The 12,290-nt window shown below is 67.7% G+C and carries 11 protein-coding genes; 9 read left to right on the top strand and 2 right to left on the bottom strand.

Annotation, left to right across the window (positions count from 1 at the left end):
* The first annotated feature begins 27 nt into the window (after positions 1-27).
* The 3 genes from E6N53_RS13275 (at position 28) to E6N53_RS13285 (ending at position 2,690) form a co-directional block, all read left to right on the top strand.
* Entirely contained in the window at positions 28-993 is a 966-nt protein-coding gene (locus E6N53_RS13275; RefSeq protein ID WP_142859994.1) for a DUF7351 domain-containing protein, read from the top strand.
* A 131-nt stretch (positions 994-1,124) separates the two neighbouring features.
* A complete protein-coding gene (locus tag E6N53_RS13280) occupies positions 1,125-1,607 on the top strand; it encodes a cupin domain-containing protein (protein WP_142859996.1) in 483 nt (160 codons plus the stop codon).
* Positions 1,608-1,727: 120 nt separating this feature from the next.
* Positions 1,728-2,690 carry an L-lactate dehydrogenase gene (locus E6N53_RS13285; RefSeq protein ID WP_136603030.1) on the top strand — a complete coding sequence of 321 codons (963 nt, stop codon included), beginning with the start codon at positions 1,728-1,730 and terminating at the stop codon, positions 2,688-2,690.
* A gap of 25 nt (positions 2,691-2,715) precedes the next feature.
* Here the strand turns inward: E6N53_RS13285 and E6N53_RS13290 are convergent, their stop codons facing one another.
* Positions 2,716-3,639: a DNA methyltransferase gene (locus E6N53_RS13290; RefSeq protein ID WP_142859998.1), complete on the bottom strand. Its 924-nt coding sequence runs from the start codon at positions 3,637-3,639 to the stop codon at positions 2,716-2,718.
* A 92-nt stretch (positions 3,640-3,731) separates the two neighbouring features.
* Here E6N53_RS13290 and E6N53_RS13295 point away from each other — a divergent pair, with 92 nt between their 5' ends.
* The 5 genes from E6N53_RS13295 (at position 3,732) to ubaA (ending at position 9,243) form a co-directional block, all read left to right on the top strand.
* The gene (locus E6N53_RS13295) at positions 3,732-6,251 is read left to right on the top strand and encodes a PAS domain S-box protein (protein ID WP_142860001.1); all 2,520 of its coding nucleotides are present in this window, start codon (positions 3,732-3,734) and stop codon (positions 6,249-6,251) included.
* 67 nt (positions 6,252-6,318) lie between these two features.
* Positions 6,319-6,651, top strand: coding sequence for a hypothetical protein (locus E6N53_RS13300; RefSeq protein WP_142860003.1), 333 nt, complete (start codon positions 6,319-6,321; stop codon positions 6,649-6,651).
* A gap of 287 nt (positions 6,652-6,938) precedes the next feature.
* Positions 6,939-7,529 (top strand): 50S ribosomal protein L15e, encoded by a 591-nt coding sequence (locus tag E6N53_RS13305; protein ID WP_142860005.1) that lies wholly within the window; start codon positions 6,939-6,941, stop codon positions 7,527-7,529.
* A gap of 115 nt (positions 7,530-7,644) precedes the next feature.
* Entirely contained in the window at positions 7,645-8,391 is a 747-nt protein-coding gene (locus tag E6N53_RS13310; protein WP_142860007.1) for a CPBP family intramembrane metalloprotease, read from the top strand.
* A 45-nt stretch (positions 8,392-8,436) separates the two neighbouring features.
* Positions 8,437-9,243, top strand: coding sequence for an SAMP-activating enzyme E1 (gene ubaA, locus E6N53_RS13315; protein WP_142860009.1), 807 nt, complete (start codon positions 8,437-8,439; stop codon positions 9,241-9,243).
* Positions 9,244-9,291: 48 nt separating this feature from the next.
* Here the strand turns inward: ubaA and E6N53_RS13320 are convergent, their stop codons facing one another.
* Complete coding sequence (locus tag E6N53_RS13320) at positions 9,292-10,923, bottom strand: methyl-accepting chemotaxis protein (protein ID WP_394344758.1); 1,632 nt, start codon at positions 10,921-10,923, stop codon at positions 9,292-9,294.
* 189 nt (positions 10,924-11,112) lie between these two features.
* Between E6N53_RS13320 and E6N53_RS13325 the strand changes: the two genes are divergently transcribed.
* The gene (locus E6N53_RS13325; RefSeq protein WP_142860011.1) at positions 11,113-12,276 is read left to right on the top strand and encodes a guanosine monophosphate reductase; all 1,164 of its coding nucleotides are present in this window, start codon (positions 11,113-11,115) and stop codon (positions 12,274-12,276) included.
* Positions 12,277-12,290 lie beyond the last annotated feature (14 nt).

Below are 12,290 nucleotides of genomic sequence, written 5' to 3' on the forward strand. Positions count from 1 at the left end.
TATGATGCGAGGTGTGGTCAGAGCATCATGGAGGAGTCGCGACGAACCTCGAAGACCGGCCTGAACGGGATGTCGCCCGAAGAGGCGTTCGCCGTTCTGGGTGACCAGACCCGGTTGAACATCGTCCGGGTGCTCTGGACGGCCGGCGTCGTGCACGAGTACGACGACCTCGACGACAGCGCATCGACCATGTCGTTCTCCGAACTCCGTCGTCGCGTGGATGTGCGCGACAACGGTCGATTCAACTACCACCTCTCGAAGCTCGTCCCGCACTTCGTGTGGAAGACAGAGGAGGGGTACCGATTGAGCGGCGCGGGGAAGAAGCTCGCTCGGACGGTCGTCGCGGTCGCGGGAGGACACGACGTCGACCTCTCCGGCGAGATGGACACGGAGTGTCCGGTGTGTGGGGCCGAAATAAGCGCCACCTACGAGGACCAGTGGCTCCGATTCACCTGCACCGAGTGTGGGGGGCTGTTCGGGGACGCGGCCCCCAGCGGAGCGCTTTTGAACGCACCGTTTCCGGCACCGGGGCTGGTCGGTCGGACACCGGACGGTGCGCTCAGGACGGAGCTCTACCGGTGCATGTTGGACATGACATCGATGATGCAGGGAGTGTGTCCCGAGTGCGCCAGCGTCGTCGAGGGCACTTTGTCGGCGTGTGACGACCACGACACGCACGGCGGGCACTGCCGAGCCTGCGGGACGCCGTTCGTCGCCTGGGGGGAGCTTCGGTGCGACAGCTGTCGGTACGCCAAACGGCTTCCAGTCGAGTTGTGCGTGATGGGTCTCGCACCCGTGATTGGCTTCCTGTACGCCCGGGACGTCAACGTGCTCACGCCCTCGCTCGACGAACTCGTCGAACTGATTCAGACGCAGATGAGGACCACTGTTACGGAGAACCCCCTCAGAGTGGTCACGGTCATCGGTGCGACTGACCGCCTGTCGCTGACTCTCGACGAGCATCTGACCGTCGTCGACTGCTCGGAGTCGTAAGCATCAACAGGGACGAGCAGACCGTCGTGCGGTCGACGAACTGGTGCCTCGTGGCTGATACTACCGGTTCTCCGAGAGAAGTGTTGTTCTCCGAATATTTAATCGAAAACGCGACGTAGAGCCGTCCGAACATGTCGCTTGTAACAGACCACTACGACGTGACCCTCGGCAAGCTCGGTGCACGACTCGACGTTGCCCCGACGGAGAACGAGGCGAACGTCGCCGTGGTCGAACACACGCTCCCGCCACACACGCTGGCGGCACCGCTACACCGCCACAGCCGCGAGGACGAGATATCGTACGTGCTGGACGGGGAGATGACGGTGCTCGCGGACGACACGCTCTCGACCGTCTCGGCGGGCGAACCGGTCGTCAAGGGTCGGAACGTCTGGCACACGTTCTGGAACGCGGGCGACGACCCGCTCCGGTTCCTCGAAATCATCGCGCCAGGCGAGTTCTCGGAGTTCTTCGAGGAGGTCGCTCCGCTCACCCCGCTCGACCCCTCGGACCGAGAAGCAGTCGCGGAGTTCCTGCGGATCGGTGAGCGTTACGGCTTCGAAGCCGACCTCGAGAGCGTCCCGAGACTCTGTGAGGAACACGACCTCCAGATGTAGTCGGAACCCGCGTTCGTCAGCCGGACCGACACCCCCTGGAACTCATCGACCACCGGCGTCGCCTCCCACGGGATGAGACGCGGCCCAAACTATATCTTCACCCGGTCGCGAGTAAAATTCATGGAGCGCCGGAGAACGCGCGGGAAGGTCGCCGTCGTCGGCGTCGGTAGCGTCGGTGCCGCCACGGCCTTCTCGCTGATGAGCAGCGGGGTCACGAGCGAACTCGTGCTCGTGGACATCGACGAGGAGAAAGCAGAGGGCGAGCGGATGGACCTCAGTCACGGGGCGTACTTCACCCCGCCCGTCGACATCTCGACGGGCGGGTACGAGGACTGCTGGGACGCCGACGTCGTGGTCGTGACGGCGGGGACGAACCAGCGTCCCGGCGAGTCACGCCTCGACCTCCTCGAGCGCAACGCGGGAATCTTCGAGGAGATGATTCCCCAGATCACCGAGGGACTCGCCGACGACAGCATCCTGCTCGTGGTCACCAACCCGGTCGACGTGCTCTCGTACGTCTCGTGGGCGGTGTCGGACCTCCCCGCAGCGCGGGTCATCGGGTCGGGGACCGTCCTCGACACCTCGCGGTTCAGGCACGTCCTGAGCCGGGAGTGCGACGTCGACCCGAAGAACGTCCACGGCTACGTCGTGGGGGAGCACGGCGACAGCGAGGTGCTGTTGTGGAGTTCGACGAACGTCGCGGGCGTGCCGTACGAGACGTACGCCGAGTCGCACTGCGGCGGACTCTCGGCGACGGACAGGGAGGCGATCGGAGAGGAGGTGAGAGAGGCGGCCTACGAGATTATCGAGCGCAAAGGGGCGACGAACTACGCCATCGCGCTGGCGACCACCGAAATCGTCGAGACCATCCTCCGCGACGAGAACTCCATCCTCACCGTGTCGACGCACTTAGAAGGCGAGTACGGCATCGAAGACGTCTACGCGAGCGTCCCGTGTGTCGTCAATCGTGACGGCATCAGGAACGTCGTCGAGCACGACCTCCCCGAGGCGGAGCAGGAGGCGCTCGAAGCCTCCGCGAACGTGCTCGCGGAGAACCTGGCCGACCTCGACTACCGGGAGTGACGACCCACGACCGTCACAGCAGCGCTCACGACTCCACGCGGAGGACGAGGACGTGCTGGTGGACCATCGACGGGACGAACGCGAAGGGGTAGCCGTAGACGTGCAGCGATTTCGTCGGGTCGTACCAGATGAGGTCGGCCTTCAACACGAGGCCGGTCGATTCGAGGCTCGACGCGAGGTCGGCCGAGAGGAAGTGAAACGACGAATCCCGGTACATGTCTCCGATGAACACGAGGACGTACGCCCCCGGCTTGAGCACACGAGTGAAAAGTTCGAATTTCGAAGTCATGTCGGAGAGCCACGCGTCTTTCGACTCGAAGCCGTCGCCGCGACCAGCCGCGTCGAACCGGCCGAGTTTACTCGCCCGCGTCCGGCGTGGGTTCCGCGTCTGTGAGACGGCGTCCATCGACCAGTACGGGACGTCGGTGAGGAGGAGGTCGACGCTGTCGGTCTCGAGGTCGCGGACGAGTCGCGCACAGTCGCCGTGGCGCATGTCCTGTGTCGACAACGGCGCTCGTCCGCGCGCCGTGCGCTCGCGGTTCTCCCTGTCGAGGACGGTGTGATAGAGGTCGACCCACCGTCTCGTTCGTTCGAAGCCGACGGCGTGCCTGAGACCGGTGCCCTCGTGCTCGGCGAGGCTCGCTCCGAGCAGCGTCCCGCCGACGCCGGCGAAGGGGTCGAGGACGCAGTCGCCGGCCTTGCTGAACCGTTCGACGAGGTCCAGACAGAGCCGCGGCGGTTTCTGGCCGCCGTGTTCGCTCCGCAGGTCGTGCTGGAGGTCGGGCGGGTACGGTTCGGTGATGACCGACTTGGTGGCGAACTTCCACTCGCGGCCGGTGAGGTCGTTGACGCGGTTTCGTTCGTCGTAGATTCCGCGGCCGTCGACGAGTCGCTGGTGCGGTTTGAGCCCCTCGTGTCGTCCGGAAGCGTCTTCCGGCTCGTCAGTCATTCTCTCACGTACACTTCGGAAGTGAATAAGCGCCGCGGTGAGTAGTGTTCCGTTGAGGGAACACTTACGTGGGTAGTCACCCACCGGGTCGTATGGACCGCGACGTTGGTGAGGCGGTGTATCGACACCTCCGGACGCGGCCGGGAGAGCCGATGACGGCGAGCGAGGTCGCCGAGGCCGTCGGCTGTGTCCGACGGACCGCCCACAAACACCTCTCGCGACTGGCCGAGGGAAGCAGCGTCGAGACGAAGAAGGTCGGCGCGCGGGCGCGTGTCTGGTGGCTCTCCGAGGACGTGTTCGACCGCATCACCGACGCGGTGTTCGGTCTCGACAGCGCCTGGGAGCTCACGTACCTCAACGAGCAGGCCGAACGACTGCTCGGCCGGACCGAAGCGGAACTGGTGGGCCGGAACATCTGGGAGGCGTTTCCCGAGGCCGTCGGGTCGGTGTTCCACGACGAGTACCACCGGGCGATGGCACACCAGGAGCCGGTGTCGTTCGAGGAGTACTATCCGCCGCTCGATGCCGTCTTCGCGGTGAAGGCGTACCCCTCACAGACGGGGCTGTCCGTCTACTTCCACGACGTGACCGAACGGGTACACCGAGAGCGAGAGCTCCGCGACCGGATTCGCCAGCAGCAGGTCATCTCGGACCTCGGACAGCAAGCGCTGGCGACCGGCGACGTGGACCGGTTCATCGACCACGTGTGCGAGACGGTGCGGGACACGCTCGACGCGACGTGCTGTAAGGTGCTCGAACTCGACCCCGAAGGCGAGCGGCTCGACCTCCGCGCGGGCGTCGGCTGGGACCAGGGCGTCGTCGGGAGCGCCACCGTTCCCGCGAACACGAACTCGCAGGCGGGGTACACCCTCCAGCGGCGCGAACCCGTCCGCGTCGAGCAACTGTCGGCGGAGACGCGCTTCTCCGGGCCGGACCTGCTCACGGACCACGGCGTCGAGAGCGGAGTCAGCGTCATCATCGGCTCCGTCGACGACCCGTGGGGGATCATCGGGGTGCACGACACGGCCGTCCGGGAGTTCACCGAGCAGGACGCGGACTTCGTTCGCAGTGTCGCGACGCTGGTCGCGAGTGCCGTCGACCGTCGCGAGCGCGAGCGCGAACTGGAGCGGTACGAGACCATCTTCGAGACGCTCAGCGACGGGGTGTACGCCGTGGACCCCGCGGGGGAGTTCACGCTCGTGAACGAAGCGTACGTCGAGATGACGGGAGTACCCCGTTCGGAACTCCTCGGGTCACACGTCTCCCGGCTCGTCGACGAGCGCGTCCAGGCGGCGGCGAAGGAACTCGAGACGGCACTCGTGAGCGGGGCGCGCGAACAGGCCACCCTGGAGGCGGAACTCGCCGACGGCGACGGCGAGACGTTCCCGGCGGAAGCGACGTTCTCGGTCCTGGAGACGGCCGACGGCTACGAGCGGATCGGCGTCGTCCGCGACATCACCGAGCGCAAGCAGTACGAGGCGGCGCTACAGGACCAGCGCGACCGGCTCGAACGGCTCAATCGTCTCGCACTCGGCGTCTTCGACGCCCTCCGCGGAATCATCCGTGCGGAGACGCGCGAGGGCATCGAACAGGCGGTGTGCGAACGGCTCGTCGCGGGCGAACTGTACGACGAGGCCGCGGTCGGTCCGCGAGACTGGTCCTCCGAGGCGGTAACGACGGGGACCGACCGAGCGTGGTCGACGGACGGCTGGCGGGAGGGCGTGCCGCCGCTCGTCGAACGTGTGACCGACGGCACGGACGAGGTGGCGACAGACGAGGGGACGGTCGCGGTGGCGCTGACGTACGACGACCGGGCGTTCGGTGCGCTCGTGCTCCGGGCCGACCGCCCGAACGGGGTCACCGAGTACGAACACGCCCTGCTGACGGAGCTCGGCTCGGCGGTCGGCCTCGCAATCAGCGCCGTCGAGCGCAAGGACGTCCTCGTGAACGACAGTGTCGCCAGGCTCGACTTCGACTCGACGGTCCTCGCCGAGCCGTTCACCGCTGTCGCAGGGGCGGACGCCTCGTTCGAGTACATCGTCGACAGAATCGTCCCCGTCGGTGACGGCAGCTACGTCGTCCACTGCAGCGTCGACGGCATCGCGTCGTCGGAGTTCGTCGCGGCTGCGGAGGCGTTCGAGACCGTCGACGACGCCGAAGTGGTCGACCGCGGCGAGGCCGGGTGCCGGGTCAAACTCCTCACCACCGACGAGTCGGTTGTGACGCAGTTCCGACGGTTCGACGGCCGGGTGCGGTCGTTCAGCGTCGACGACGGCGTGTTGTCGCTGGCAGTCGACGTGCCGCTGGCGAACGTCCGCGACGCCGTCGAGACCGTCACCGAGACGTACCCCGACCTCGACCTGCGGGCACAACGGACGACCCACCGCGACGAGCGAACCACGGCCGAGTTCCGGTCGCTCGTCGACGACAGCCTCACCGAACGGCAGCGCGCCGCGCTCGAACTCGCGTACTTCGGCGGCTACTTCGAGTGGCCGCGGACGACAGACGGCGGGGCACTGTCGGAGACGATGGACATCTCCCCGCCCACGTTCCACAAACACCTCCGCGTCGCGGAGCGACGAGTCCTCGACGCGTTGTACCGCGGCCAGTAAGGCTAATCAGTTTGCCCATCGACTCATTCACGTCCGCGGGCAAGGAACGGACAGGTGACAACGCATCATGTCCTCCACGTCCGGTTCGAACCGGACACAGCTCCCGACGGCCGAGGTCGACCTCACCGCTGATGAACTGTTCAGTGTTCTCTCCGACAGGCGTCGTCGTTGCGTCCTCAGCGCACTCTATCGGGAGGACGACCGGCTGACACGGGAGTCGCTGACGGCGGAGCTCGCTCACGGCACGCAGGACGACCCACGCGAGGCTGCGGTGCACCTCCACCACCTGGTGTTGCCGAAGCTCGAAGGGACGACGCTCGTCTCCTGTCCGAACGACGAACTAGTCGCACTCACAAGCGATGGGTCCTCTGTCGCTACGTGGCTCGACGCAGTCACCTGAGACGCCACCCGCTCGACTCGCGCCGAGCAGACCCGCTGAGACGTCGGCCCTCCACCGGTTCGTCGGACCCACGCGTCCGCCTCGCTCCCATGCAGGAGAGCGGTCGTTTCGAAGTTCTTAACACCGTCACTGGGAAAGTACGGGTAACTCGCTGGCCTGCGGGCACGCCAGTGGGCACCCGTGAACCCGACGAGGGGTACGGGACGAAATGTGACGCGGGAGACGTGACGTCTCCGGGAGGCGGCCTCGCCGCCGACGTTGAATCGCAAGCGCCCGCGGTGAAACATATGGCACGAAGCTTCTACTCACACATCAAGGAGGCCTGGCGGAACCCCAAGGAGGGGAAACTCGCCGAACTCCAGTGGCAGCGAAAGCAAGAATGGCGCGACCAGGGTGCGATCGTCCGTATCGACCGACCCACCCGACTCGACAAGGCACGCGAACTCGGCTACAAGGCCAAGCAGGGCATCACCGTCGTCCGCGTCGCCGTCCGCAAGGGGAACGCCCGCAAGCAGCGGCACAAGGCCGGTCGCCGCTCGAAGCGCCAGGGTGTCAACCGCATCGGTCGTCGCAAGAACATCCAGCGCATCTCCGAGGAGCGCGCCGCACGCAAGCACCCCAACATGCGCGTGCTCAACTCCTACTGGGTCGGCGAAGACGGCTCGCAGAAGTGGCACGAGATCATCCTCGTGGACCCCGAGCACCCCGCCATCCAGAACGACTCCGAGCTCAACTGGATCTGTGACGACAACCACACCGGTCGCGCGTTCCGCGGACTGACCAACGCCGGCAAGTCGAACCGCGGGCTCAACAACCGTGGCAAGGGGACCGAACACGTCCGTCCGAGCCAAGGTGCGAGCCGCCGCCGCGGCAAGTAATCCGCGCCGTCTTCTCCCCCGTTTCTCGTCCGCGTAGTCACGGCTCCGCCCCGCCGAGCGAGCGTGACGGCTGCGAGTATGTGCCTTCTTTACCGGCCACGACCTGGACACGCACATGCCACCGGAGACACGGCTCGTCAGCCCCCAGCGGGTCGGTCCGCCGTTCGCCATCGGGGTGTTGGCCGTGCTCGGGACGATTCCGTTCGTCACAGCGCTGGAACCGCTGGCCGACATCCCACGGTGGCTCGCCGTCGCCGTCATCATCGCCCTCGGCGTCGGCAGCGTCGGACTCGCGACGGTGGCTGGTGCCGCGCTCGCTCGCGACATCGGGTTGCGGACGCTCGCGCCAGAGCGCCTCCCCGGCGACGGCGTCCGCGCGTATCGACTCCCCGTGGTGGTCGGCGTCGGCGTCGCCCTCGTCACACTCGGACTCCACGCGAGTGGCGTCGCACTCGGCGGTGACCCGGCCCTCCTCGACCGGTGGGTCGACGGCGGCTCGCTCGCACTCCTCGCGAGCGTCGCCAGCGCCGTCGTCACCGAACTCGTGCTTCGGTTCGGCGTGGTGACGGTCGTCGTCTGGGTCGCGTGGACGTCGCGGCCGGCGACGGACGGCGGGGTGACGCGACCGAGCGTGTGGGCGGGCGTCCTGGTCGCGGCGACCCTCAGCTCCGCTGTCGCGGTCGCCGTCGCCGTCGCAGCCGGTGGCATCCAGTCTCCCACGGTCGCCGCCGCGGCCGTCGGCCCGTTCGTGGGTGGCGTCGTGTTCGGCATCCTGTACTGGCGGTACGACCTCGCGGCCGCCGTCGTGGCCCACGCTGTCGCGAGCCTGCTGCGGGCGCTCGTCGCCACGGCGCTGTTCTGAGGGGAGTGACGGAGACTTATACGCGCGCACCGCGAATCCAGAGGTATGAGCCTCTCTCTCGATGCGACGCAGCTCGACCGGTACTCGCGGCATATCATCATGGACGAGGTCGGCCCGGAGGGGCAGAAGCGACTCCTCGACGGGAGCGTCCTCGTCGTCGGTGCCGGCGGGCTCGGTGCCCCGGTCATCCAGTACCTCGCCGCGGCGGGCGTCGGCCGCATCGGCGTCGTCGACGACGACGTGGTCGAGCGGTCGAACCTCCAGCGACAGGTCATCCACGCCGACGCCGACGTGGGCGTCCCGAAGGTCGAGAGCGCGCGGGCGTTCGTTGGGCGGCTCAACCCCGACGTCGACGTGGACGCGTACGAGACGCGTCTCGACAGTCGGACGGTGGACGTCGTCGACGACTACGACATCGTCGTCGACGCCTCGGACAACTTCCCGACGCGGTATCTCCTGAACGACTACTGTCAGCTCACGGAGACGCCCCTCGCCCACGGTGCCATCTACAAGTTCGAGGGACAGGCGACGACCATCCATCCGGGCGGTCCCTGCTACCGGTGTCTGTTCCCCGAGGCACCTGAGCCGGGGACGGTGCCCGACTGTGCGACGACGGGTGTGCTGGGCGTGCTCCCGGGGACGGTCGGCTGTATCCAGGCCACCGAGGCGGTGAAGCTCGCCCTCGACGCGGGCGAGACCCTCGACGGGCGGCTCCTCTTCTACGACGCGATGGACATGACGTTCGAGACGGTCCCCTACCAACAGAACCCCGACTGCCCCGTCTGTGGCGACGACCCCATCGAGAGCATCGCGGAGGTCGAGTACACCGGCGGCTGTACCGTGAGTCACTGAGCGGGAACGCCGAGAGAAGGGCGGAGCGGTCGATGCGGGGTGAAGCGCTCAGCGGTCGAAGTCGAACCCCGACCGGGACGCGCGGCGACGACCGCCGTCCGAGCGGGCCATCTGGGTGCCGTCGCCGTCGCCGACGTCGGCCGCCGAGTCGGCCCGCCCACAGAGCTGGTCGACCTTCTCCTGGAGGTCGTCGATGGCGACGGACTGGTGGCCCGTCGCGTCCGTGATGTCGCTGCTCGCGGCCTCGGTCTCCTGTGCGCGTTCGCGGACGGTCTGGATGGTCGTGGTCACCTCTTCGATGTTCGTCGCCTGGCCGTCGGTCGCGCGGGCGACCTCCTGGACGCCGTTCGCCGCGGCGTCAGCCGCCTCGACGATGTCCTCCAGGGAGTCGAGGACGTCCTCGATCTCGCCGGAGGCGACCTCGACCTGTTCGTGTGAGGCCTCGCTCGCGTCGACGGTCTCGTCGGCCTGCGCCTGCAGTTCTTCGATGCTCGTCGCGATCTCCTCGGTGTGCTCGTGGGTCTGGTTCGCCAGCTGTTTGACCTCGTCGGCAACGACCGAGAAGCCGTCACCGGCCTTGCCCGCGCGGGCAGCCTCGATGTTGGCGTTCAGCGCGAGCAGGTTGGTCCGGTCTGCGACCTCGGCGATGACCTCGACGACCTCCTCGATGGCCCCCATCCGGTTTTGCAGTTCGGTGACGCTCGTGAGGAGGTCGTCGGAGATGCCGATGACGTTGTCGGTAGCCACGCGGACGCCCTCACCGGCTTGCTGGCCGTCCTCGGCTGCGGTCCGCACCTGTTCGGCCGCCGAGGCGACCTCGTCGGAGGTGGCGGCGATCTCTTCCATCGACGCCGAGAGGTCCTGCATCTCCTCGGCACCCCGCCCGAGGAGGTCGTTCTGGTCGTGGACCTGCGACTCGATCTCGCCCGCGGCGTCGGCCGCGCGGTGGATGGCGTCCCCCAGCGTGTGCGCCGTCTCGTCGACCTCGGCAGTGAGGGTCTCGAACCGGGCGGCCATCTCGTTGAACTCCTCGAGGACCACCAGCAGGTCGTCCGAGAGGACGCCGCGCTCGTCGACGAACGACGCGCGGTCGGCGAGGTTTCCGTCGCCGACGGAGCGAATCGTCCGCCCGAGTTCGTCGACGAGCGCCTGTGTCTGTCGGCTCGTTTCGACCTCGTCGGTGCGGTCGTGGACCACCTCGACCACGCCGGCCAGTTCGTCCCCGTCGTACAGCGGCATCGCGTTGAAGCTGATGTGCCGGTCGACGCCGTGGCGGTCGGTCATGACGCTGGAGTCGGTGTAGAGGCGGGTGTCCGACGCCATCCGGTCGAGGCCGAACTCGCGGTCGGCGTCCTCGGGGTGGTCGAGGACCTTGTCCGCGAGCGTCTTCGCCCGGCGGCCGTCGGGGTAGAACGCCTCGCTGACGTGCTCGATTCCGATGGCCTGCTCGGCAGAGACGCCGGTCAGCGCTTCGACCGACGAGTTCCAGACGACGACGCGTCCGTCCGCGTCGAGGGCGAACAGCGGCGCGCCGACGCCATCGAGCAGCTGTGCGAGGTCGAACCCCCGTGCGCTCGCGGCGAGCGTCCCCTGCTCGTCCATCTGTATCCCGCCGTCGGGTTCGGCTTCGGGAGCGCCCCCCCACAGAGACACGGCCCACTCCCGCAGTACATCGAACATACAGTGGCTCATCGCGAAGAGGCGCATAAGTCCTCGCCGCTGGTTTTCAAAATTGAAATCTGATGGGCCGGGTTCGGTGGCCTCGTGAGCGCCGACACGGACCGCTCTGCCGGGTGGCAGCAGTGCGGAGGTCCGACGTGGTTCCAATAGATATATACTTCCGAGTCTCCTGGTCTGTCGAGGTCACAAATGGAAGTCAGAGAGGGACTCTCGTACGGCGACGTGCTCGTCGTCCCGAAGCGGTCACCGGTCGACAGCCGAAGCGACGTCGACCTGACGACGAACCTCACTCCGAACATCGAACTCGACGCGCCGGTGCTCTCGGCACCGATGGACACCGTCACCGAGACGGCGACGGCGGTCGCCCTCGACGCCGTCGGCGGACTCGGTGTCGTCCACCGCTTCCTCGACATCGACGAGCAGGCCGACGCAGTGCGTCGGGCCAGCGAGGCGGGCGCACAGGTCGGCGCGGCAGTCGGTATCGACGAGGATTATCACGCACGCACGACGGCGGTGGTCGACGCCGGTGCCGACTGTGTCGTCGTCGACGTCGCCCACGGACATATGGAGCGCTGTCTCGACGCCGTCGCGGAACTCGACGGGACGTTCGACGTCGACATCGTCGCCGGCAACGTCGTCACGGCCGCGGGCGTCACGGACCTCGCCGCCGCGGGCGCGGACGCGGTGAAAGTCGGTGTCGGCCCGGGGTCACACTGCACCACGCGGAAAGTGACGGGGGCCGGGATGCCCCAGTTGACGGCGGTCGACGACTGTGCCGAGGCCGCCGCGGACCTCGACGTCTGCATCGTCGCCGACGGCGGTATCCGCACCTCGGGCGACGCGGTGAAGGCGCTCATGGCCGGAGCCGACACCGTCATGCTAGGGAGTTTCTTCGCTGGCACCGACGAGGCGCCCGGTGCGGTCGTCACGGTCGACGGCCAGCGGTTCAAGCGGACGCGCGGCATGTCGACGACGGCCGCGAACGAGGCTCGCAGCGACAAGGCGGACAACAGCCCCGGCGCCGACGAGGGCGTCGAGGGCCTGACCCCCTACACGGGCCCGCTCGAGCCGAAGACGACCGAGTTCCTCTGGGGCGTCCGTTCCGGGGTGTCGTACTGTGGCGGGCACACGCTCGCGGAGGCGCGCGCGAACGCCGAGTTCGTCCGTGTCTCGCCCAGCGCCGCCGAGCGCGAGGGCGCTCACGGCGTCCGTCTCGAGCCCAGCCGCGGCCGCGAACACGATGGCGTGACCGGCCCCGACGAGAACGCCGACGAGGAGCGCACGAACGGCGAACGCGGCGGCGACGGCGAGAGTGGTGACGACGGCGACGAACCGCTGGCACCGCGTCACTGAACGCGGATTCTCCC

Source organism: Salinigranum halophilum, assembly GCF_007004735.1.
GTDB lineage: Archaea > Halobacteriota > Halobacteria > Halobacteriales > Haloferacaceae > Salinigranum > Salinigranum halophilum.